The organism is Brevibacillus ginsengisoli (assembly GCF_050113715.1).
In the GTDB taxonomy this organism is placed as follows: domain Bacteria; phylum Bacillota; class Bacilli; order Brevibacillales; family Brevibacillaceae; genus Brevibacillus_H; species Brevibacillus_H ginsengisoli.
The window spans coordinates 371,348-394,026 of record NZ_JBNJQR010000005.1 but is presented as its reverse complement, the minus strand read 5'-3'; the positions used below and the strand labels follow the sequence as shown (position 1 = coordinate 394,026).

27 protein-coding genes are annotated in these 22,679 nt (G+C 44.9%); 14 read left to right on the top strand and 13 right to left on the bottom strand.

Annotation, left to right across the window (positions count from 1 at the left end; genetic code table 11):
• The first annotated feature begins 203 nt into the window (after positions 1–203).
• Genes ACQCN2_RS13235 through ACQCN2_RS13225 form a run of 3 tightly spaced genes read left to right on the top strand, consistent with a single transcriptional unit; the run spans position 204 to position 3,913 of the window.
• Positions 204–1,016, top strand: a complete 813-nt coding sequence (locus ACQCN2_RS13235) for a DUF6492 family protein (protein ID WP_426929384.1) — start codon at positions 204–206, stop codon at positions 1,014–1,016.
• Between the two features lie 7 nt (positions 1,017–1,023).
• The gene (locus tag ACQCN2_RS13230; RefSeq protein ID WP_426929383.1) at positions 1,024–2,274 is read left to right on the top strand and encodes a glycosyltransferase family 4 protein; all 1,251 of its coding nucleotides are present in this window, start codon (positions 1,024–1,026) and stop codon (positions 2,272–2,274) included.
• Positions 2,198–3,913, top strand: a complete 1,716-nt coding sequence (locus ACQCN2_RS13225; RefSeq protein WP_426929415.1) for a phospho-sugar mutase — start codon at positions 2,198–2,200, stop codon at positions 3,911–3,913. Before ACQCN2_RS13230 ends, ACQCN2_RS13225 begins: the two co-directional genes overlap by 77 nt.
• A 62-nt stretch (positions 3,914–3,975) precedes the next feature.
• On the opposite strand, the gene ACQCN2_RS13220 is transcribed toward ACQCN2_RS13225, so the two are convergent.
• Complete coding sequence (locus ACQCN2_RS13220; protein WP_426929382.1) at positions 3,976–5,370, bottom strand: sugar phosphate nucleotidyltransferase; 1,395 nt, start codon at positions 5,368–5,370, stop codon at positions 3,976–3,978.
• Positions 5,371–5,575: 205 nt separating this feature from the next.
• On the opposite strand from ACQCN2_RS13220, the gene ACQCN2_RS13215 reads away from it, so the two are divergent.
• The 4 genes from ACQCN2_RS13215 (at position 5,576) to ACQCN2_RS13200 (ending at position 8,053) form a co-directional block, all read left to right on the top strand.
• On the top strand, positions 5,576–6,187 hold the full coding sequence (locus ACQCN2_RS13215) for an SIMPL domain-containing protein (protein WP_426929381.1): 612 nt from the start codon (positions 5,576–5,578) through the stop codon (positions 6,185–6,187).
• A gap of 390 nt (positions 6,188–6,577) precedes the next feature.
• Positions 6,578–6,916, top strand: coding sequence for a putative periplasmic lipoprotein (locus tag ACQCN2_RS13210; RefSeq protein WP_426929380.1), 339 nt, complete (start codon positions 6,578–6,580; stop codon positions 6,914–6,916).
• A gap of 270 nt (positions 6,917–7,186) precedes the next feature.
• Positions 7,187–7,636: a helix-turn-helix transcriptional regulator gene (locus tag ACQCN2_RS13205; RefSeq protein ID WP_426929379.1), complete on the top strand. Its 450-nt coding sequence runs from the start codon at positions 7,187–7,189 to the stop codon at positions 7,634–7,636.
• A gap of 36 nt (positions 7,637–7,672) precedes the next feature.
• A complete protein-coding gene (locus ACQCN2_RS13200) occupies positions 7,673–8,053 on the top strand; it encodes a hypothetical protein (RefSeq protein ID WP_426929378.1) in 381 nt (126 codons plus the stop codon).
• 100 nt (positions 8,054–8,153) lie between these two features.
• Here the strand turns inward: ACQCN2_RS13200 and ACQCN2_RS13195 are convergent, their stop codons facing one another.
• The 5 genes from ACQCN2_RS13195 to ACQCN2_RS13175 form a co-directional block, all read right to left on the bottom strand.
• Entirely contained in the window at positions 8,154–8,453 is a 300-nt protein-coding gene (locus ACQCN2_RS13195) for a DUF2178 domain-containing protein (RefSeq protein ID WP_426929377.1), read from the bottom strand.
• Positions 8,450–8,656 carry a helix-turn-helix transcriptional regulator gene (locus ACQCN2_RS13190; protein WP_426929376.1) on the bottom strand — a complete coding sequence of 69 codons (207 nt, stop codon included), beginning with the start codon at positions 8,654–8,656 and terminating at the stop codon, positions 8,450–8,452. Before ACQCN2_RS13190 ends, ACQCN2_RS13195 begins: the two co-directional genes overlap by 4 nt.
• A 143-nt stretch (positions 8,657–8,799) precedes the next feature.
• Positions 8,800–10,308, bottom strand: coding sequence for a phytoene desaturase family protein (locus tag ACQCN2_RS13185; RefSeq protein WP_426929375.1), 1,509 nt, complete (start codon positions 10,306–10,308; stop codon positions 8,800–8,802).
• An 88-nt stretch (positions 10,309–10,396) separates the two neighbouring features.
• Positions 10,397–10,951: an amine oxidase gene (locus tag ACQCN2_RS13180; RefSeq protein WP_426929414.1), complete on the bottom strand. Its 555-nt coding sequence runs from the start codon at positions 10,949–10,951 to the stop codon at positions 10,397–10,399.
• Positions 10,932–11,570, bottom strand: coding sequence for a TetR/AcrR family transcriptional regulator (locus ACQCN2_RS13175; RefSeq protein ID WP_426929374.1), 639 nt, complete (start codon positions 11,568–11,570; stop codon positions 10,932–10,934). The genes ACQCN2_RS13180 and ACQCN2_RS13175 overlap by 20 nt, the downstream gene beginning before the upstream one ends.
• 271 nt (positions 11,571–11,841) lie before the next feature.
• On the opposite strand from ACQCN2_RS13175, the gene ACQCN2_RS13170 reads away from it, so the two are divergent.
• Positions 11,842–12,405 (top strand): hypothetical protein, encoded by a 564-nt coding sequence (locus ACQCN2_RS13170; RefSeq protein WP_426929373.1) that lies wholly within the window; start codon positions 11,842–11,844, stop codon positions 12,403–12,405.
• A 98-nt stretch (positions 12,406–12,503) separates the two neighbouring features.
• On the opposite strand, the gene ACQCN2_RS13165 is transcribed toward ACQCN2_RS13170, so the two are convergent.
• Entirely contained in the window at positions 12,504–12,692 is a 189-nt protein-coding gene (locus ACQCN2_RS13165) for a hypothetical protein (RefSeq protein WP_426929372.1), read from the bottom strand.
• Between the two features lie 138 nt (positions 12,693–12,830).
• Positions 12,831–13,733, bottom strand: a complete 903-nt coding sequence (locus ACQCN2_RS13160) for an AraC family transcriptional regulator (protein ID WP_426929371.1) — start codon at positions 13,731–13,733, stop codon at positions 12,831–12,833.
• Positions 13,734–14,227: 494 nt separating this feature from the next.
• Here ACQCN2_RS13160 and ACQCN2_RS13155 point away from each other — a divergent pair, with 494 nt between their 5' ends.
• Positions 14,228–14,863 (top strand): trimeric intracellular cation channel family protein, encoded by a 636-nt coding sequence (locus tag ACQCN2_RS13155; RefSeq protein ID WP_426929370.1) that lies wholly within the window; start codon positions 14,228–14,230, stop codon positions 14,861–14,863.
• Positions 14,864–14,932: 69 nt separating this feature from the next.
• On the opposite strand, the gene ACQCN2_RS13150 is transcribed toward ACQCN2_RS13155, so the two are convergent.
• Together ACQCN2_RS13150 and ACQCN2_RS13145 are read right to left on the bottom strand one after the other, a co-directional pair.
• Entirely contained in the window at positions 14,933–16,516 is a 1,584-nt protein-coding gene (locus tag ACQCN2_RS13150) for a stalk domain-containing protein (RefSeq protein ID WP_426929369.1), read from the bottom strand.
• 117 nt (positions 16,517–16,633) lie between these two features.
• Complete coding sequence (locus tag ACQCN2_RS13145) at positions 16,634–17,164, bottom strand: MarR family winged helix-turn-helix transcriptional regulator (RefSeq protein WP_426929368.1); 531 nt, start codon at positions 17,162–17,164, stop codon at positions 16,634–16,636.
• A gap of 217 nt (positions 17,165–17,381) precedes the next feature.
• Between ACQCN2_RS13145 and ACQCN2_RS13140 the strand changes: the two genes are divergently transcribed.
• Positions 17,382–17,630, top strand: a complete 249-nt coding sequence (locus ACQCN2_RS13140; protein ID WP_426929367.1) for a SunI/YnzG family protein — start codon at positions 17,382–17,384, stop codon at positions 17,628–17,630.
• A gap of 10 nt (positions 17,631–17,640) precedes the next feature.
• On the opposite strand, the gene ACQCN2_RS13135 is transcribed toward ACQCN2_RS13140, so the two are convergent.
• On the bottom strand, positions 17,641–18,288 hold the full coding sequence (locus ACQCN2_RS13135) for an MOSC domain-containing protein (protein WP_426929366.1): 648 nt from the start codon (positions 18,286–18,288) through the stop codon (positions 17,641–17,643).
• Between the two features lie 298 nt (positions 18,289–18,586).
• Between ACQCN2_RS13135 and ACQCN2_RS13130 the strand changes: the two genes are divergently transcribed.
• From ACQCN2_RS13130 to ACQCN2_RS13120, 3 genes are all read left to right on the top strand, one after another.
• Positions 18,587–19,429 (top strand): methyl-accepting chemotaxis protein, encoded by an 843-nt coding sequence (locus ACQCN2_RS13130; protein ID WP_426929365.1) that lies wholly within the window; start codon positions 18,587–18,589, stop codon positions 19,427–19,429.
• 49 nt (positions 19,430–19,478) lie between these two features.
• Positions 19,479–19,661, top strand: coding sequence for a hypothetical protein (locus ACQCN2_RS13125; protein ID WP_426929364.1), 183 nt, complete (start codon positions 19,479–19,481; stop codon positions 19,659–19,661).
• A gap of 222 nt (positions 19,662–19,883) precedes the next feature.
• Positions 19,884–20,228: a YkgJ family cysteine cluster protein gene (locus ACQCN2_RS13120; protein ID WP_426929363.1), complete on the top strand. Its 345-nt coding sequence runs from the start codon at positions 19,884–19,886 to the stop codon at positions 20,226–20,228.
• A 70-nt stretch (positions 20,229–20,298) separates the two neighbouring features.
• Here ACQCN2_RS13120 and ACQCN2_RS13115 read toward each other — a convergent pair whose 3' ends face one another.
• Complete coding sequence (locus ACQCN2_RS13115; protein ID WP_426929362.1) at positions 20,299–21,015, bottom strand: aspartate/glutamate racemase family protein; 717 nt, start codon at positions 21,013–21,015, stop codon at positions 20,299–20,301.
• Between the two features lie 128 nt (positions 21,016–21,143).
• Here ACQCN2_RS13115 and ACQCN2_RS13110 point away from each other — a divergent pair, with 128 nt between their 5' ends.
• Complete coding sequence (locus ACQCN2_RS13110; protein ID WP_426929361.1) at positions 21,144–22,013, top strand: LysR family transcriptional regulator; 870 nt, start codon at positions 21,144–21,146, stop codon at positions 22,011–22,013.
• Positions 22,014–22,094: 81 nt separating this feature from the next.
• On the opposite strand, the gene ACQCN2_RS13105 is transcribed toward ACQCN2_RS13110, so the two are convergent.
• Entirely contained in the window at positions 22,095–22,670 is a 576-nt protein-coding gene (locus ACQCN2_RS13105) for a GNAT family N-acetyltransferase (protein ID WP_426929360.1), read from the bottom strand.
• Positions 22,671–22,679 lie beyond the last annotated feature (9 nt).

Genomic DNA, 22,679 nt, shown 5'->3' with positions numbered 1-22,679 from the left:
TGTCAGTTAATTTTTCCCTGTTATTATCATACAATCGCTCGTGAAAATACACCCATTTTTTTAAGAATTCCATACCTGTCATATGCGCACCTACGTTGAATTTCATATCCTATCTGGAAAGTCGGCCCCTTTCGCCGTCCAGTCAGCAGATGTGTGGAAGGAGTGTATGTCTTGCAGTTGGTTTCCTCAAAGGAGTTGATGCCATGTCGAGCCCTGCGAAAACGCATTTGTCCAGTAAAACCAGGATCGATGTTCTGATCCCCGCCATTGAGAAAGACTTGGGGACGCTTCCTTTTGTCATTGACAGTGTAAGAAAACAAGTGAAGCATCCAATTGGCAAAATTATGGTTGTATCACCGCGAAGCAAACGAATCCAAGCCCTTTGTCAGCGGAAAAATTGCACCTTCATCAACGAAAGACGAGTACTGCCGATCACGAAAAAAGACATTCACTACCGAACCAAACGAACCGATCGGTCAGGCTGGTTACTCCAACAGTTATTGAAGCTGGCAGGAGGGAAGTTGACCAAGAATAACTTCTTTCTGGTCATTGACGCGGATACGATTTTGATACGACCGCACGTGTTTCATCTGAATGGGAAAACCATTTTTTACTGCCGAAACTGGAAGATCCAACAATATTTTCGCACGTATCGAAGACTGATAGGAGTAAGGCCAACCGCCTCTCGTTCTTTCGTGACCCATTACATGCTGTTTGATAAGTCAAAGCTTTCCCGTTTAAAGCGAAAACTTGAGACCAGGCACAATACAAAATGGTACTGGGCGATTATCAAGAGCGCCAACAGGCACAGCTATGTAGGCTTCTCTGAATTTGAAACCTACGGAAACTTTGTTCATTCCCACTATCCTGGAAAATCGGTCCAGAGAAGCGCTTTTAACAAAAGCTTGTCGACTAGTCCCGCCTCTCTGACTCGTTCACAAATCTTGAAGCTGGCCAAGCGATACAGATCCCTCTCCTTCCACAAACGACGCTGGTACGTACGGAAAAGGGCGTGAAACACGGATGAATGTACAGGTCTATTGGAGAGGTCCCGTTGGCAAAGTAAGTGGGCTGGGTATCGCCAGCAAAGAGTATGTGCGCGCCTTGGCAAGACAGGGTGTTCGCGTAAAACTGGCCCAAAAAACAGGCAAAATCGCTTCTGGCAACAAGAGGCGAACTGGGGGAAAAGGAACAAGTGTGCTCATTTACCATTTTCCACCCAACCGGATCAATATCAAAAAAGAACGCAAGAAATACGATTACCTCATTCTCAATACCGTATGGGAAACCACAAGAATCCCCCGTAACTGGTTTCCAGCCATTAATCGATTTGATGCGGTTTGTGTCCCTTCCAAGCAGAATAAGAGAGCCTTGATCAATAGTGGAGTCAAGGTCCCCATCTTCATCGTCCCCCATGGAGTGAATACTCGCACTTTCCATCCCGCCAATCGTAAACTGTTCATCAAAGATGCGAAAGGAAGGTTCGTCTTTGTTTCCGTCTTTGGCTTTCAGCACCGTAAAAATCCGGAAACTTTGCTTCGCGCTTACTGGAACGCCTTTACTTCCAAAGACAAGGTCCTTCTTGCGATCAAGACATTCGGTTACAGAAAGCACGAAACGCAGCAATGGATTCACAATCAAATCCGACGTTATCGCCTCAAACTGGGTTACCGCAAGAGCCTCCCACCGATTACCCTGCTTCCCCGGTACCTGTCATTCAAACAGATCCCACAGCTTTATACACGCGGGAATGTGTTTGTTCTTCCTACAAGAGGTGAAGGCGTGGGATTGCCTTTTCTCGAAGCGTTGGCAAGTGGTATCCCCGTGATTGCGACAGGTTGGGGCGGTCATATGGACTTTTTAACGAAGAGCAATTCCTTTCTCATCCCCTACAAACTTCTACCCCCGGCCAAAAGCATGAACAACAAACACGTCATTGCGCGTACATTCCGGGGATTATTCGTACAACGCGGACAACTTTGGGCAGAGGTCACCAGCCCAGCCCTAAGCCAATTGATGAAAAAAGCTTACAAGAATCCAGCTCTTTGCAAGAAAAAAGGAAAGCAAGGCAGGCGAGATATGCTTAAGCACTCGTGGAATCGATCCGGCCTCGCCATGAAACGAGCGATTCTTCAAGTAGTGAAACGCAGGGTAGTAAAACGCTCACTCTCGTTAGGGGTGGTTACTCATGTCAACGATCAATTGGAGAAGCAGTTATCAGCGGTGGGAGCAGTACGAAAATTTGGACCCGAATCTTCGAACCCAACTACTTAAGCTGCAAGACGACCCTAAGACCTTGGCTGATTGTTTCTTGGGCAATCTGGAATTTGGAACAGGCGGGATGCGGGGAGAAATGGGGCCCGGTACGAATCGAGTCAATCTCTACACCATTCGCAAAGCTTCAGAAGGCTTGTCCCGTTATGTGAAAGCGTCAGGCGATTGGGCTATAGAAGCAGGCGTTGTGATCGCCTATGATTCCAGACATCATTCCGCTGAATTTGCCAGAGAAGCGGCTCAAGTAATTGGGCATCACGGGATTCGTGTATATCTGTTTGAACAGCTCTGCCCGACTCCCCTGCTCTCCTTTGCCGTCCGCTATTTCCAAGCTTTTGGGGGAATTGTCATTACGGCCAGCCATAATCCGCCAGAGTACAACGGGTTCAAGGTATACGGCCCAGACGGAGGACAAATCACGCCACAGCCAGCCAAACAGTTGATGACTAAAGTAAATGAAGTAGATGATGAATTAAAAGTCGGTTTCACGGACCTCCAGACGCTAAAGCAACAAGGATGTTTACAACTCATAGGCAGCGAGGTTATGGAGGCTTATCTTGAACAACTTCACAGCATGCGTATCCAACCGGTTGTCGATCAAATAACCATTGTCTTTTCCCCTCTGCATGGCACCACGCTTGAACCCATTCGTAATGGTTTGCAACGGTTTGGGTATCAGCATGTCTTCGTTGTGCCTGAACAATCCAATCCTGACCCCAACTTCTCGACCGTCACCTCGCCCAACCCCGAAGATCCCGCGGCCTTTCAGTTAGCGATCCAATACGGGAAAGCTCATAAAGCGGACCTGATTCTTACAACAGACCCTGATGGTGACCGTCTGGGAGTCGCCGCTAGGCAAGAAAACGGAGAATATCTCGTGTTGAACGGCAATCAGATTGGCGTCCTGCTTCTATCCTACTGGCTGTCCATGAAACAAAGCCAAGATCAGCTTCCAAAAGAAAGCATCGTCCTCAAAACCATCGTCACCTCCGAGATGGGACGCGAAATTGCCGCAAGCTTCGGCATCCAAACCATCGATACCTTAACCGGCTTCAAGTATATCGGGGAAAAAGCGACGGAATTCGAACAGACAGGCTCCCGTGTATTTCTATTCGGATATGAAGAGAGCAACGGCTATTTGCTCTACGACTTCGTTCGCGATAAAGACGCCATTCAGGCCGCATTGGTCATGGCGGATGTCTGCTCTTACTGCCATTCTCAAGGAAAAAGCGTGTGGGAGGCTTTACAATCACTATATGAACGATATGGATATTATCAGGAAGCACTTTATTCCATTACGCTAAAAGGCGCAGAAGGAACCAAGAAAATTACCGATATTCTCAGCGCTTTAAGAGAAAATCCTTTGAATCAACTGATGGGTAAAAAGGCCGTTCTCCTGGAAGATTACTTGACCAAGGAGCGAACGAACCTTCTAACTCAAGAGGTAACTCCACTCTCATTGCCAGAGTCTAATCTGTTGAAATACTGGCTGGAGGATGAATCGTGGTTCTGTATCCGACCCTCTGGAACGGAACCGAAACTGAAAATCTATTTCGGTGTAAAAGGAAACTCCTCTGAAGATAGCCAAGAACGATTGTCCCGCTTGCAGGATGCTGTCATCCGACTCATTCATCAATAATCTGTTAAACGATTATTATTCCACGCAAAAACGCCTCCCAAGAAGCCATTCTTCTTAGGAGGCTATTGATCATTGCGGCGATTGATGGTTCTCAAGGCATCTTCCCAAGTGAGCGCGATTGGGATCGTATCCGTCTCTTCTTCCAGCTTGCTTCCCAGCTGAATCTCGATCATTTCGAGGTCTGTAATCGCTAGAATTCCGTGCTTGGCTCCCGCTGGTATTTCCAACGCATCCCCCACTCGAATAGGTGATCGCACATCATTCAGAATGTACTCCCCTTCGCCAGCCAGAACCACCCAGATCTCCTTTCGATGATGATGGTAATGATAGCTTAGGTTTTTACCCGCAAGCAAGCACACTCGCCTCGTGATCCCTTCTATTCCATCTGTTGATCGCTTCCGTTCGAGAATGCGGTACCATCCCCACCGTCGTTCCACAAACATAGGGGGCTCGCTCGTGTTTTTAAGAAGTTCCTTCACTTCTTGACTGGAAGATTTATCAGCCACCAGGATTCCATCGGCACTTGCCGCCACGACCACATTAGAGAGACCGACAACCACAACGGGAAGTTCCAATTCATTCAGCACATGCGTGTTCTTGCAGCTCTTGCTGAGCATTCCCTTCCCCATTACATTGTCGCTCAAATTTGACGTCAACGTATTCCAAGTGCCAAGGTCTTTCCACTCACCAGCATACGGGATCACAATGACGTGCTCTTCCTGCTCCACGATTTCATAATCGAAGCTGATTTTGGGCAACTGCCCGTAGTTTTTCACCAGCTCGTAGTAGTCAGTAGGCCATCCTCTTTTCTTTAATTGATCGATCATGTATCCCAATTTGAACGCAAAAACACCGCAATTCCACAACGCCTTCTGTCCAATCAACTCTATCGCTCGTTCTTCTGTAGGTTTCTCGGCGAATGTTTTGACTTGTTGATAGTAAGATGATTCGATTCTCTCCTGGTCGTCTGGATGTGAAATGATATATCCGTATTGTGTTGAGGGATACGTGGGCATTACCCCGAGCAGTCCGATTTGAGCGCCTGATTGTTGAAGGGCTTGTTCCAATTGTTGTATGTTGGCGAGAAAGTCATCCTCCACATACGGGTCAACAGGCATGACCGCAATGACTTCATTCAGCTCAATCCCTGCTACGGTGTGCAAATAGGCTGTAGCCAAGGCAATCGCGGGAAAAGTATCCCTCCGCTCCGGCTCAATGATGATCGGAATGTCCGAACCGATTTGACTTTGAATGACCTCCACTTGTGTTTGATTCGTCGAGATGTATACCGCCTCTCGGAATCCACCTGCACGGATTTGCCCCCAGAGTCTTTGAATCATGGATTCCAATTGGTTGTAGGAATTGGGTAACACCTTCAAAAATTGCTTGGATCTTGCATCATTGGACAATGGCCACAACCGTTTGCCAGATCCTCCTGACAGCAGCACCAGTTTCATCTGTGCACCTCAATCATGTTTTTTCCTGAAGTTTTTATTCAATCATTCCGATAACTTGCATATTCATTTGAAGAAGATAAATTATTGTATGAGTTCGTTCGGCGCGATGAAATAAGCAATTCAACCAATTCTGTTAAACACATGGAACCGCTCTTACATACTGGTCTATAGGTTCAGATTGTTCACATCAAGGAGGTGGCTTTTCATGATGAAAGTAACAGGTGAAGGAATCGTCACGGCACAACCTGACAAAGCGATCATTACCCTTGGCGTCATTACGGAGAATCCCAATCTCACGCTTGCCCAATCAGAAAATAACGAGAAAATTACCAATATCACCAATGTCCTCGTCCAATTAGGCGTTCCACGGGAACAAATCAAAACAGCCGAGTTCAGAATAGAGCCACAATATGATTACGTGGAAGGGAAGCAGGTTTTTCGTTCGTACAAAGTCACGCATCTCCTGCAAATTACGTTGCAACAAATTGAGTTAATCGGACTCGTTGTCGATACAGCCGTGAGCCAGGGAGCCAACTTCGTGGGGAACATCCAATTCACACTCTCCCACCCAGAAATCGCCTACAACCAGGCTCTCTCCCTTGCCCTTCACGACAGTTATCGAAAGGCGGTTACGTTGACTCAGACGTTGGGCGTAACTTTATGCTTCGTCCCCCAAAATGTTACGGAGATCACGACCCCCACTCCTACACCGCTGCTGTATTCCGCAAGCCAATTGGCCAAAAGCACACCTACCCCTATCGAGCCCGGTCAGCTACAGGTGGTGGCTCGGATTACGGCGGAGTATTGTTATAGGTGAGGGAAGAAAAGACTTCGTCCCTCTTTGCTCTGTTTAAGCTCGCGTGTAGTATTTACTGTCCGCTCCGTTCACTACGGAAGGGAGTCGACAAGAAAATCACTTCGCTTCTCAGTCTGATGTAAAGAATGCCGACTCTTTTCCTTCCTACATTCCCTGCGCTAGGTTTCGCTTAAAATGAGCGTCGAGCGGACGAAGTCTTTTCTCGGCTGGGCTTACGCGAATGGAAGTAAATCCCGATCACTCTACCTCTGTAAAGTGATTGGGATTTACAATATTATGTAGAAAGCCGGATTCTCTTAATAGAATTCGGCTTTCAGATTGAAATGAACATATGTTATATTAATACAATTAAGTGAATACCTGTAATTTTCACCAAAAGAGGTGTAATTCGTGAAAAATATATTTATCGTTTGCTTTATGATCATGATGTTAACAGGTTGCAATACTACCACTTCTATTAAAATGCCTCTAGAAGAACAAGACGTGAAGCATCTTATGGCCGAAAAAATGGATATTGACGGGTGGAAATTCTCAAAACAAGATGATACGTATTCTTTTCGTTCGGTTCCGAGTGATCCGAACTTAGAGGGAATTACCCTTGAGGTGAACGCCAAGACCGGAACCGTTTATGAACGAATCTCTGGTATGCCTCAGACGAATCTGGTAGTCAAGGATGCCCCTAATTTTCTGGGGAATCCAATGGTGGAATTTTCAAGAATGAGATCATAAAACTTTCGAAACAAGTATTAGATCAGAACGGTTTGATTCCAGCTCATGATGATTGGATATCCGGTGGGTATGGCGATGGCTATATTTATGGGGATGTAAAGAAAGATGGCAAAACAATAACCATAAAATTAGATATTTTCACAAAAGAATGGGAAGAAATCGATCATCCATGAAATAATTACTTTGTTAATAAAGCACTTGAAAAAATACTCGAAAAGTGTAAAATTACACTAAACGATGTATTTTGTACTCTTTAGAAAGTGGTGTTTTATGAATAAAGAACAAGTGATTGACCTGATTTCACAGAAAGCGAGACTGATTCGATTAGAAAAGGGGTATTCCCAAGAAAAAATGGCTACTGTTCTCGGGGTGTCAAAAAAAACACTCGTTCAAATTGAAAAGGGACGAGCGTCAATAGGGTGGACGAATGCAGTCGCATTATGTGCCTTGTTTAAGGATAGTGACATTTTAAAAACGATTTTAGGCGATGAACCTTTTGAAGTGATCGAAACACTGGCTCACGATGGAATTGATAGTCCAAAAGATAAAACGCTCGGGGGAAAACTTTTTTGGAAAGAGATTGCGAATAAAGGGGCTTTTCGACTGCAGCAAAATATAATCAGCCAGCATTATCGTATTTTGGACAGTGAGGATTACAGATGGTATAGCTCATTTGAAAAAGAAGAGGCAATGGATCGTTTTCATGAACTAACAAAATAAGACTCTATGAAAAATCAAACTTGAGGGGATCATCAAATGGAGAAAAAAACAAATTTGATCATTTTAAACGGATTACTATTCTGCACATTATTGCTAAATTTATTGATTTTTACGTCACGTATGAGCTTTTTACCTTGGTTTATTGAAGATGCTGTTGGATATGCGGGAATCTTATTTACGACGCCCATCCTGTTAGCCGTTTTCTTCTTTTTACACCGCCTTCAAAGAAACGGAAAAGTGACTCAATTAAACAAATTCACTCCACTTGTTGCCGCGGCGGTTTCACTTAGCGTTGTTTTTATGAACGTAACCGATTTGTACAACCTTCTTGCTCTATTCGTCAATACGGTTATGTTGTTGATGACATGTGTTATCTTCTTTAAAACGGTAGCTTTCCCCAAAACGGATTCTCGTTAACAGCTTAGCACACAAAATCCGCTCCGTATTTCCGTATTCCCTTAGCTTTTGAACCATATTGCGAAGAAAGCCGGATTTTCTTAGTGGAATCCGGCTTTTTCTAATGTTTGTATTCATAATAAAAAACGAAGAATGCCCAACTTCCCATTTGGGTTAATAACAACATTCCAAGAACAGCAGCAATTGAAATGTCAAATTTAAGAATTAGAAGCAAAAACAGAATATATGTAGTAATCAGAGTAACGATCCAAGAATTCGCTCTAGCTTTGGTTCGGATTAAATGAAAGCGTTCATCCAATCCACGGTTTTTCTTAGCTTGTCTATTACCAATATACAAACCTAATAAACCCATGAACGCACCACCGATTAACCCTGACATAGCACCAATTGTATCGATCATATATTTTCATCTCCTTCAAAAATAAATAAATCTTCAATTGAACAAGCAAAAACCTGGGCTAGTTTGTGTGCGAGAATCAATGAAGCATTATACTTTCCATTTTCTAAAGAGATAATGGTCTGCCTCGAAACCCCCACTTTCTCCGACAATGTATCCTGTGACCAGCCTTGCTCTAACCGTTTTTCACGAATTCGATGCTTCATCTTATTCTCCCTTGTGTAAAGTACACTTTACGTAAAGCTTACTTTACACAAATTTCTTTGTCAAGTTCACTTTACATGGATCCGTAATTTAACAAAAGAGAAAAAAGAAAACCGCCCTTTAGACAAGGCGGAGTACTCTGTCATCAATTCTGGCGCGCGAAGAGCTCACTTCCTCTGTAGCTCAGCACCTGCTCCGCTGTCGCCGCACCCGTAATCACAACCGCTTCAATACCGGGACCGTAGCCTACTCCCGCTCCTGTCAAGAAGAGTCCATTAATCGGCGTAGTGATGTTGGGAAACTGGATGCTCTTATTTATTTTGCTGCTATAAATTGAACCCTCGTATGTCCGCATAAAATGTTGGACTGTTTTGGGTGTGGATACCTCAGAAAACAGAATACTGCTGGCCGTATCCGGGTCAATCTGCGCGATGAGGGTGCGACAGAAGTCATCGAGTTCTTTTTTGCATGCCTGGTACTGATCTTCGGACATCGCCCGATAGTGGGTAGCGAGAGGTTTGGCTCTAAGGTTGATGGCGACACTCCCCGCTCCCTCCGGCACTAGCGTAGAGTCTACTGCGGAAGCGGATTGATACGTATAGGACGTCACGCGCAAATTATTTAACGGCAATTCTACAGGAGTATCGAGATGAACGAAGGTAAGTCTATCGCTTACGAATGGTCGAGTCAACGCGGCAGACCAGATATACAGTGACATAGAAGGTTGAAGTGCCTGCGCGTTGGCAAGAATTTGTGGCGGGAGATGGTTCGGATCAATCAATTGCTCATAAGTCACTCGCGGGTCCACATTAGAGATCACAATGGGGGCCTCGAATCTTCCCCGGTTGCTTTCCACCCCGATTATGCGGTTGTTTTCGATGAGAATCGATTTTACATCGACATGAATCTTGGCCTCTCCTCCGTATTCCCGCAGCTTTTGAACCAGCTGTTTCGCCAGCTCACCCGATCCTCCTTGCGGTCGAAAACCTCCATCGATGAAGTACCCCATCAACGCTAACATGGAAGCAGCCGGTGTATCCTTCCCTGCGTCTCCCACATACCCAGTCAACATCGACAACTGCGCATGCAACCCCGGGTCCTGGACGAAATTCTGCAAGAGCTCACCCCATGTCCGTTTCATCCACCGGAAGAATTGAGGATGCTTGATCGGATAGGCAAGCTTCTCCGCAAGGCTCTGCGGCTCATACGGCGTCACACGATCTGGCGCGAACGAGTAATACATTTGCTCGTAAGCCTTTTTGCAGGTCATAAAAAACCCTTTAAGTCCCTTCCCTTCATGCGGGTAACGCTCAATTAGCTGATCTCTCCACGCTTCCCAGCTTGTCGGAATCACAAATACTTTACCTTGATACTGAAACTCATACTGGTTTCTCAACCAAACCAACCGATCCCACAGGTTGTGCTTGCGCAAGAAGTGATGAACCGGTCCTCTTTCACCCAAACCACTGATCGACTCCACACCAGCGTCAAACAGGTATCCTCCTTTGCGCGTGTAGGTCGTGCAAGCCCCTCCTAGAAGGTAGTGCTGCTCCAAAACAAGTACCCTGGCTCCTTGACTGGCAAGCTCCACCGCCGCCGTTAATCCACCCATTCCTGATCCAATGACAATCACATCATATTGATTTTTACTCATTTATAATTCCCTCCCATCAATAATTACAGACCGACTGTCGGTTTGTTTTGATTAAAAAAATTCATTCAAGAAATTTGCTCCCCCTTTTTCATAATTCCTGTTGCGTCGCGCGAAATTTCTTCCGCATTAGTGGCGGCACGATAAAAGTAATGAATAATCCAAGCGCATTCCAGATGTTTGTTAGAAACGCTCCTGTTGAGCCAGTGACAATCTGAAGAATGAACAGGATGGAGAACACCAGTGAAATACCGAATGTTGCGGCCCACCCAACGGTTAACCAATAGTTGGTAGATACAAACAGCGGATGCTCCCAATAATCCGGTGCTACTGACTTTTTGGCGTATTGCAGGGTAAATGGCTTCTTTTGCAACAAAGAAATCGACGTAGTGATAAACAAAATGGCATAGATAAAAACCTGTGTAAGCTTCACGAGATCGATTTGCGGCAAGAAGTAGAGAACGGCAATCGAGATCACAAAATAAAGCACCTTCACCTTAATGATTGTGTTGATTTCGCCAAACCTCTTGCTTTGAAATACGCCCATCAAAATGGCGACAACAAGCCCCAAGCTAAAGCCCAGAATTGGCGGATTAACACCCAACGCGATAAATAACGGGATAAAATCAATCAGAATCCAAAACATGTTTCTCAACTGAACTTCCTCCTTCATTGGTTAAGAATATCTTCATGAGGGTAAACATATCGCCTTCACTTACGAGATTCTCTGTGCCTGGGATGCTTTTCATCACGCGTAAACCATACACATTCAGCATGATAAAAACCGATGTTTTCATGGCGTCCAAATTGACCGGAATTGCACCGCCCTTTTGTCCCGCTTCAATCCACTTGGTCGACATTTGCAAAGAAAACTGGATGAGCTGTTGCAGAATCGAAGCAATTTCTGGCTTATCTTTTTGGGACAGAAGGTAGACGAAAATTTCATTGGTTACATCCTTCTTAGAGTCAAACTGAAGAAATAAACCATTGACGATTGCTTCCAACGGATTCACAAGATCACCACTCTTCGCAACAGCAACCCGTCTTTGAAAATTGTCATTTACCTTTTCCAAACCCGATTGCAGAACCATTGCATACAGTTCATCTTTGCTTTTGACGTAGTGATAAATGGCCCCTTTGGAAAGTCCTGTTTTGGTGATGATGTCTTGCATGGTTGTTCGCTGGCAGCCTTTTTCTTTAATTAGTTCCTTGGTTGCCTCTAACACCAGCTGCATGGTTGGATGAGTAGGAATATTGGAATTCATCTGTAGCCACCTCGATTAGTACGTCTCGTTTCTGATTTCATTCTACAGACCGACAGTCGGTTTGTAAAGGGCGTTTTTGACCTTTTTCCAAAAAAATGTAGCTTTCCCTTGTGAACACATAAGAACAGGCTTCTTAACAAAGAGTATAGGACGAGAGAGAAAAGACTTCGTCCCTCTACCCCCTCTCATCGGGGGGCTGAAACGCATTCTGTTTAAGCTCGCTTGTAGCATCAACTTTCCGATATTATAAATAACCATGGGGTGATGACAGATGAAGAAACACGCGAAGAAAATAGCCGTCTCTGTTCTGCTGACTGCATCGTTCCTGATGATTTCCACCATACCCATCTACAGTCAACCGGATATTAGCAAAATTCAGATCGATACCAGTAGTGTATCCAGTGCCCAAGAGTTAACTCACCGCTCTAAGCTAATCGTATTGGCACAGTCTGAATCAGCAGACAAGCAGGTGCCCACGACGTTGAAGGTGGATGGTCGGAAGGTAGTGAAATTCACGCAAAAAATTCACATCAAGCAATTTATGAAAGGAAATGCTCCCAAGCAGCTTACCTTGGTTTCAGAAGGAGTAGAACCACTTCCTGATGCATCAAGTCCGCTGAACAAGCTTTATCCCGGTCCGTTAGTTGAAGGAGATTACATTCTCTTTCTTCGACCAATTCCCGGGACAGAATGGTATTCTCTCGTCGGTCTCTGGCAAGGAGTTTACCCTCTATTGGATGGAAAATCGATCGCCCTCAAGGGCATTGGGTTTCCCGTATTGAACAATCTAACTCCTTCTGATTTTAAGAGAAAAGTAGATGAACTAAAGCGTTAAGCTAAGGTGAGGATTTAGATGAGAGTTGACGAAACACGTTCTGGAGATTCCATTGGAACACGTGAATAAAGCAGCTCCGTCCCGAATATTGGGCTTTTCTACCATGCGCGAAAAGCCAAAAAGACCGCGAGAAACAGAATCGTAGCTACACCGTATAGACAAGTCAATCGAAGCAAACGCAGCTTGGTGATCTTTCCGTAGTTATCCTCCACCGGTGCGATTCCAACATATATGGTTGCCAGAGCAGCCAAAATACACGCGCAAATAATCAGGATGGCCGGCAGCATAAGCTATATCCTCCTTAGTGAAATCGATGTAGGGTGACATCTCCCTCTCTATAGTCTATGAGTATGTTCTCAAGGTATGTGAAAAGCCCCTGTTTGTGGGTTTGCCACAAAAGCAGGAGCTTCCGGAATTTCGCCAGTTTATTTGGAATTAATCGGGATATAGATATCCATTTGGAGCAGCTCGTGTTTATCCTGGTGGCAACGCTCATCGTACCATTCAAACTCAGGCGTTCCTGCATGCTCGTATCCAGAGTGCGGGAACCACTCTTCGAAGATTGACTTCCACGTACTTTGAATGGATGGTGAAAACTCCGCATGTGCAACCTTGGGTGTCGTAAACACCGCATAGGTAGCTTCAGGAATTGTGCGGCAAACCATCTCTGAAGGTACATTCTCAAAACTTGTCGCTTCCATTCCAATGATGTAGCTCATTTCACCTGTCTGGGAATTGAAGTCCCAGCACATACCAAGCTCGACCGGAGATTCGGTGTGAAGGCAATTCGGAATCTTCTTATAGAGTTGTTCTGCTAGGTATTTATCCCAAAAAGCGGGAATCTCCTTGAGGTTTAATCCCCCATTAACATTCGTCTTCAATTCGTACCCAATGATTCTCATTTCCGGTTTGGTTTCGATACGATATTCCATCTTGATTCCTCCTAAATATCGATTATAGCGGCGATGCATAATGTTGGGCTTCTGGTAGTCCGGCGTATTAAATTGGCGTTTTCTGTATTCACTAGGGGTCACGTCGAACAACCTCTTGAAAGCGCGAATAAACGTTTCGACAGATTGAAATCCATGATCGAACGCTATATCGAGAATTCTGATGTTGCTGTGCGATAATTGATAAGCTGCATTTGCGAGACGACGTTTTCGAACGTAATCCATCACAGGCGTCCCCATGATGGCGACGAACACTTTATGAAAATGGTAATCGGAAAAACCCGCCACCTTCGCTAAATCGCGCAACGACAACTCTTCCATCAGTTGTTCTTCGACATAGTCAATCACTCGCTGGATTTGTTGATAATAATCAGCCATTCAGTCTATCCGCCTTTCGATATCTATCATACATTCGGAGCACCCAAGATTCTTGACGTTTCTTGTGAAAAGATTCCTATTTATAAAATAAATTTTCTAGTAGTTTTTCAACGAAAAAAATGATAGTTTGTAATACAGTAAGAAAAGACTTCGTCCCTCTATGCTCTGTTTAAGCTCGCGTGTAGCATATGCTGTCCGCTCCGTTCACTACGGAAGGGAGTCGACAAGAAAATCACTTCGCTTCTCAGTCTGATGTAAAGAATGCCGACTCTTTTCCTTCCTACATTCACTCCACTTGGTTTCGCTTAAAATGAGCTCGAGCGGACGAAGTCTTTTCTTGGCGGGCTTGCGGTGAATGGAAGGAATGTATAATTGCTTTAACTCTATAAAGCAATTATACATTCCAATATTATTAGAAAACCTGGGCCTAGCTAAGCCTCTGGCGCCGCTAGATCAAAGAAAACGCATCTGTAGAAGAGAAAGGATAGTCACGAGTGAGTTGGGATACTTTTAACATTATTGGAACAATTGCTTTCGCTGTAAGTGGAGCGACTGTCGCCATGGAAGAAGAGTATGACATACTGGGTGTTTATGTTTTAGGACTTGTTACCGCTTTTGGCGGTGGAGTTATTCGTAATTTATTGATTGGTATTCCTGTCTCTTCCATCTGGGAGCAAGGCATGCTGTTGAAAATCGCAATAATCTCCATGACGATTGTCTTTCTTTTACCAAACAGCTGGATTAGGCGCTGGAAGCGTTGGGAATCCTTTTTTGATGCGATTGGCTTGTCTGCCTTTGCGATTCAAGGAGCGTTGTACGCAAGCGAGATGCAGCACCCAATCAGCGCTGTGATGGTTGCTGCGATGATGACCGGGATCGGCGGAGGAATTATCCGCGATATTCTTGCCGGACGCAAACCAATCGTGCTGCGAGATGAAATTTATGCGGTCTGGGCGATGCTTGCCGGTCTCATCATTAAAATGAGATGGGTAGACAATCAGAACCATATTCAGCTGTACGCGTTGTTTGTGGTCATCATCCTGCTTCGAATGATCAGTCTCCACTACCATTGGAAACTGCCGCGACGGGTGTTTCAGCAATCCTACGGTAATACTAATTCTTCCCTGTAATCAAATCACCTGTCAGTGTACAGACCAAAAATCCCCCTACAAAATAGGGGGATTTTTGCGTTCCTGCTGCTATGAAGCTGAAGAGCTTTTGCCCATCGCGTTCTCAAAGGAGATAATCGCCAGATTGTAGTTGTAGACTGAACTTTGGTAAGCATTCTCCCTGTTGGACAAATCCTCTTGTGCTTGAATAACCTCTAGAGTCGTCGATAAGCCATTCTCATATCGCAACTGGGTGAGACGGTAGTTCTCTTTCGACGCATCCACCGCCTTTTGGTTGGCATCCATTGCTACTTTGCCTGTATGCAGATTGTTGTAGTCTTGGGTCACTTCAATCGTGACGTTCTGCTTTGTTTGCTCCAATGTAAGGTTGGCCTTGGATACTTCGTTCTTTGCCATTTCCCCTTGATAAGTGCTGAGAGAAGAATATTTTTCAATCAAATCCACATTCAGTTGGGCGACCTTAATTTCTTCCTGCTTTTGCAGAACCTCTGCGCGCTGCTTCAACGCAAGCTCGACTGCTTGATCTTTGCTGATGGTTAGGTTAGCAGGGTCAATCTGATCGGCTTTCAAGACCCACTGCTTGTCCAGCGGAGAACCGATAAATTGGTTCAGCTTCATCTGAGCGATCGATAGATTGTTTTGCGCGGAGGCCAGTGCCGCATTAGCACCTGCTACTCCCGCTTCCGCTTGCAGAACGTCTGTTTTGGCTCTCGTTCCCACCTGGTAAGCAGCCGTCGCCTGTTTCAATTGGGTCTGGGAACGAGTCAAAGCTTGCTTCTTGGAATCCAGATCCGCTTGCGCATTCAACAAATCGTAGTAGGCCTTTTTGGCGCCAAGCACAATTTTCTGCTCGGTTGCATCTAGCACATACCCATTGACTCGCTTAGCCATCTCAGCCTTGGCTTCGTTGACGTATTTTTGTTGGGCCATGCTAAGTGAATCAATAAAATCAGATGGGATGTCCTTCACATTGGAATAGACTAATCGCGAATTCAAATCAGCCGTATCGGCATCCAGCTTCATCGCCTTCAAATCGCTGTTGTTCGCAAGAGCTGAATCGACCGCCTGATTAATCGACAGTGTATTGCCGACATTGCCTGATGTATTGCTTGATGTATCGGTTGTTGAACCGGATGTATTTGTATCGCCGGATGGCTGTGATACCGCATCTTTCGTCTGAATGCTCACCAATCGTTCAGTCGGATTCCAGTCTACCTGCGCTCCTGTTGCTTCACTGATGAAGCGAAGCGGAACAAAGGTACGGCTTGCTTTAATCACCGCTGGAGCATCCAGGCTGACGGTTTTTCCATCGACATCCGCCTGTTTGCTGTCAATTTGCACGTGAATTTGGGTATTGTCTTTGGCGATGTATACCGTCCGTTTATTCGCGTCCCATTTGACCTCTGCCCCTAATTGTTCACTGATCACGCGCAATGGAACCATCGTCCGGTTGCTGGTTGGGTCAATGTAGGGCTTGGCGTCGGTGACAGAGATTAACGCTTGGTTAATACGGATTTGAATATCCGATTTTTGAACGACCGCTACGCTGTTCACATTGGCTGCGGACGCATACGTTGTTGGGATTACGGTTGTTGCCACCACTCCGGCAAGCATGAGAGCCGTCACAAGATTTTTTTTCGGTTGTTTTTTCATAGATGTCTCTCCTCTTATTCTCTCTTTTCTGTGAAAAACGTCTCGACGTTTTTCATAAAGGTGGATGTGACCGTTTTGTTTATAGGTCATCAGTCAGTGGAGCCAACGAATCCTCCGTCAAATGGAGTCGTCTAGCTGGTGCCGCACTTTTTCCAAACCGGCTTGCAGCTTGTCCATGAGGCTACTCAATACCGCATGATCTTCTTCGGTGAGCGAGGACATGAGGAGGTCAATTCCCTTTACGTAATAGGGCAATAATTGATCCATCAGCTTCCAGCCTGTCTGTGTCAGTTGAACTGTTACGATCCGTCGGTCATTGCCGAGCGGACGTTTGCGCTCAATCAGTCCATCCCGCTCCAAGCCGTCAATCAGCCCTGATACGGTTCCCCGGGTAACTCCTGCCCGCTCAGCCAATTCAGAGGGAGTCAGATGGGCTTCGCCGCTTTGGTACATAATCTTGAGCAGTATGAATCTGCCTTGGGTGATCCCGAATTGCGATAATCTCGCTTCCATCTCTGTGTAGATATCACGAAACGTCTTCATGAAGATAAGCAGCGTTTCCGTTGAGGCATGATCTAATGCGGACTGGTCAATTACTCGATCACATCCTGTATGTTTGTTAAGGAGATCGCGTAGATCAACTGTCAATAGGATCATCTCCTCCATAAATAGTTTGCCACCAAATAATAAACCAATTGAAATAGAATTGTCAGCGAGAAATATATGGTAAAAGGGGGGGATAAAACTCTAATGTACGGAGCTCTTTTCCTGGTAGTATTAAAGGAAGAAACCTCCCTAACTTTAGCTCGTATTAATTAGAGGATAGTTAATTTAACCATAAATTTTATATAGGGAGCTGACGCTTGTGTTAGGGATTGATGTAACAAAATCAAACGATAAAGTTATTATCAAATGGCAGCTATCCAAAGTGGAAATTCCAATTCATGACATCATCGACGTTCGTTTAGATGATACATATGGCGGCGAAGAAAAAGAAGCGATTCGAATAGGAACACCCTATGGAACTACGGATAGAGTCGTTATTGAGACAAAAACAAAAACCTATATATTGTATACAACGAATTATTATTCAATTATGCACAAACTAAAATAAAAAGAGCCCATCACACCTTGGGCTCCAACAGTTTATTCAATTTGGTTCGCCAAACCTCTGCCAATGCATCAACAGCCAGAATACGATCAATCGCCGCATGATTCTTGTTGTCATGAAACAATACCTGATTCGCAAATAAGACGGTCACTTCATGCGGATCACGTTGGACGAGCTGAATGGGAGAATCGCTTCGAATCATCCCTTCTTCCAACACTCTGAAAAAGTAACCCGTATATCCAGTTTCCACGATCCGAGGCAGGAATTGATCTCGGCTATTCCTTCTGGAGATCGTGTTGCATGGGATACGTCCTTGCGTTACCTGGACCAACGCTTCCCCAATTCGATAGATATCCCCGATATGTACCTGATCCTCACGCATATTGGTCACCGTCAAATTCTCACCCAGCGCGGCAGGCGGAAGTTTCGTCTGCAATTCTTGTTCCCACATCGCATAGTGTTCGTGCGGGTAAACACAAACTGCCCGATCAGGGCCACCGTGGTATTTGGTATTATGCACGCCATCTCCCCGGAAGCAATCTACGGCCAGGTAGGCTTCTTGTACTTGTTCCTTGCAAATCCCAGTCATCATGGTCGCATTCTCTCCATAGACCATCGTTTGAGGCAATCCAATGCTGAGTGTCACGATTTGAATCGACATACCGTTTCTCCCCTTGTTCTATCTAGTCAAATGAAACCAAGTCTTCATTGCAAAAGTTGTTTCCTCATAATACCATATTGTTAGGGAATCTAATACTTTGAGACGGCTTTCGTCATCAATGAAACTCTGAATACTGAAAGTGCTAACAAGATGTTGGAATTACTTTCCCTTAAAATAGAGCAGCATGTGACTCTGATCATTTTCATGTGTATAAAATTCACTTTATTATAGAAATGCAAAAATCTTACAAGCACGATTAAAATAACATTTCCATACCTTCATGAGAGCTGGGATACTGTTGGGAAACATAGAGGAAAATCGTATCGAACAATTATTGGAATGTCTGAAATTGAGTCTACCGCTAGTACAAAAATTATTTCCACTTGATGTCATGTTCAGTTTAACGGACAGGGAAAAATTTATCTACGACTTGCCAGGTAGAGAACTAGATCTAAACGTATATGAAGGAATGCCCATTCCTACGAAGGGTGGGATCAAAAAATGCCTTCTGAGCGAAGAATTAAGTATTGTGGTAGTTCCAAAAGAGGTTTACGGAACACCCTTTAAATCATTTGCATTACCGATAAAAAAAAGTGATGGCAAAACGATTGGTGTTTTTACTATGGGAATCAGTCTAACCAATCAGGAAACCTTAAGTAATGCCGCAAATTTGCTAGTGACCACCTTCGAAGAGATTAATGGCTCGACTGAAGAAATTGCCAATACGGCCTCAGAGTTGGCCAATAAAGTTAGTAATCTGAAAAGCGTCGGGCAGAAGGTCGTAGAAGAACTACAAAAAACGGATGAAATATTAGGATTTATTAAACACGTGGCTGAAAACTCCAACTTACTGGGACTCAATGCGGCCATCGAGGCTGCACGAGCTGGAGAGCATGGATTGGGATTTGGTGTAGTAGCGAAAGAAATTCGAAAAATGTCGGTCACCAGCGCATCATCTACAGTGGAAATTGCGAACATTCTTCAATCAATTAAGAATAACGTTGCATTAATCGATAAAACAATACTTGATTGTTTGGCTCAAAGCGAACGACAAGCAGCCGCTACTGAGGAAATTTCAGCCTCTATGCAGCAAGTAACCGCTTCAGCAGCCGAGATTGAAAAGATTGCACAGTTGATTTAAATCGTAATTCTCATCACATCTGTTACAATCATTCCGAGGTGTTTACATAATGAAACCAAGAACCAGACAAATCATCCTATTGGTCAGTTGCTTGCTCATGTGTTTAATTGGCGTGTATCGCCTTTTGACTGAGCCAGTTTCGTTCATCCCTGTCATCTTTGCTCTGAGCGGTTTTGTTGGAGTCGTAGGGGCACTTGTGGATGTAAAACGAAAGAACCCGTCTTCAGATTAACTATTGTAGCGCTGTGTAAAATCCTTCCATCCACTCTCAACATATGGTATACTTATTATATACATATGGTTGGGTGCTACCAATCCCCAGCAAGCTGTTACGCTTTCTATCAAGACAAAAATGAATGAACTACATAGAGTTTCTAGAAGCTGCCGATCTGGTAGCTTTTTTTTATGGGCAAAATCGTCACCAAATAAATATGTAAAGGGGTTGTTTCAATAGATGGATACGCTACCTTGTCAAGGCTGTAAAGGTTTATGCTGTGGCCCTGTTCCTATCACCAAGAAAGAATTTCATACCATTCATAAGAAAATTAAATCTATGCCGCGAAAGATCCGTGAAGACTTAGAAAATCAGCCAAGATTTTTTGGAACTTGTATTTTCTACGATCTAGACAATGATCGCTGTGGAATCCATTCCGTACGACCAGAAGTCTGCCGTTTGTTCGGTTTCCATATGGAGCTTGTTTGTTTCCGCAAACCGGAATTAGCCACCAAGGAGAAGGTAACTTTTAACGAAAAACCGATTGGTTATTTAAGTACAGATATTACTTGGAAGGACTTTTAAACGACATTTTACACAAAAACACCACACGAACCTCTCGTGTGGTGCTTGCAATCTTTCTATTCGTCTAAGTTTAGATGCCTTGTACGACTTCTTGCTTCTGAAGCGAAAACGCCACGCCTGCCTCCGCATGAATTCTGGTTGTATCAAAGATCGGGAAACGGCAATCCGCTTGGTTAATCAGGAGCATAATCTCCGTGCATCCGAGAACAATACCTTCCGCTCCCTGATCGATTAGCTTTTGCATGATTGTTTTGTAGGCTTCTTTTGAAGCGGGCTCGATCTTTCCTAAAATCAATTCATCATAGATGATTCTGTGAACTGTCTCACGATCCGCTTCTTCCGGGATGATCACTTCGATCCCATATTTATCGAATAAGCGCTTACGATAGAATTCCTGTTCCATTGTAAACCGAGTTCCCAAGAGCCCTACTTTGCGCAGCTGATGGGCTTGGATTTGTTCTCCTGTGGCGTCCGCAATGTGAATCAGCGGAATGCGAATATTGGCTTGTACCTCGTCCGCCATCATATGCATCGTGTTGGTACAAATCATCAGGCAATCCGCACCCCCACGCTCCACCTGTTCGGCTGCCTGAATCATTAATTCAGTGGCTGCCTCCCAGTTCCCGCAAAATTGAAGCTGTTTGACTTCTTCAAAATTAACGGAATACATCAAACATTTAGCTGAATGATAGCCGCCAAGCTCTTCTTTTACCTTTTCGTTCATGATACGATAATATTCAAGGGAAGACTCCCAGCTCATTCCGCCGATTAACCCGATTGTTTTCATCCTGCTTCCTCCTATTCCTGTCTTACAGGAATCATAACAATCATGAGTTGGGAAGGGAAATGAAGGTTTATCATGCTATACATGAACAATTACTCATGGATTCTTTTTAGTTAAAGGGGGTTGTCGCCATGACCTTGATTCAATTCGAAGTGTTACTAACTGTCGTCAAAGAAGGCAGCTTCACCAAAGCGGGCGATGTATTAGGCATGACACAATCCGCCGTCAGCCACATTATCTCCAATCTGGAGTCTGAACTCGGGGTAACCCTGCTCATACGTGATCGTCGGGGAATTAAACTGACAGCCGCAGGTGAAAAAGTAGTTAATCATGTGGAGCAAATCATCCAACACGTCGACTTGCTTCAATCCGATTTGTTAGCGTATAAAGGGTTAGCCAAAGGCACGATCCGCATTGGAAGCTTCCCCAGTGTGTCTGCCCACCTGCTTCCCTTAGCGATGAAGACGTTCCGAGCCAGTTATCCTGAGATTGAATTGATATTCTTGGATGGAACCAATCAAGAGGTACGCAACTGGCTCTTTACCGGTGCCATTGATGTGGGGTTCGTCTCCTTGCCTGACAGTGAGTTCGAGACGACTTTTATCGTGCACGACGAGATGAAGGTGCTTGTTCCTTCCACCCACTCGCTGGCCTCCAAACGCTCTCTTGAGGTAGAGGACATACGTGATGAAGCCTTTATTATGACCAAGGGCGGCTGCGAAGGGATGATCCGGAAGATCTTCAAGGCCTGCAATCCCGACATCAAGTACGAGGTCAAAGAGACGTCAACCATTCTGACTATGGTTCAGCAGGGCTTCGGGATTACGATTCTGCCTTCAATGGCGTTGCCCGCCAAGCTGCCACAAGCAGTCGTTCTCTCTTTTGATCCCCCAGTCTATCGCTCCCTCGGACTGGCTGTTAATTCACTGGATGCTTCGTCTAAAGCTGTCCAAATGTTTATCGAGCACGTCCACAACCTATGCAAAACGGATTTGCCATAAGCGCAGATCCTTATCTGCTATAGCGAATATGCCAGTTTCCCTCTCCGGCTGTCCATTTCGTACTGCCGGGAGGGGACTATATTACTCTCCTCTTCTCGCTTCCCATTCTTCCCGCAGAATACCCATTTTGATCGCGTCATAATATTCCCCACGGACAATCCTTGCTTTGCGCACGCGAGCTTCTTCTATCATTCCACAGCGGGCGGCAAGACGAATCATTCGCTCATTGCCAGACCAGGTGCCGATTCCCAAACGAACCGTATCCATATTCATGAACAGGTAGTCAATCCACATCTGAAAGGCCTCTGAACCGTATCCTCCCGACCAATAGCGAGAATCATAGATGGCGATCCCAATCTCAAACCAGTTCGTCGTCTGGTCGACCCAGTACCAGCCGACAGAGCCTTTCAATTCTCCGTCGATCTCTATGATCAGCTCACTTCGCGGCAAATCAGTCTCGATTCGTTTGAGATTCTCTTGAATCTTAGGCTGAGCCCGGTACTCCTCGAAGGTCATGTAAGGAACAGGTTTATAGGGTCCATTCCAATTCTGGTGTTCACGATCTTCCGCTTCATAATTCCAATAGTATTCTGCTTCGCAATCTTCTGGGCGCACATCTCGTAACACTACTTTTTTCCCTTGCAAAAAGACACTCACTCAAATTCC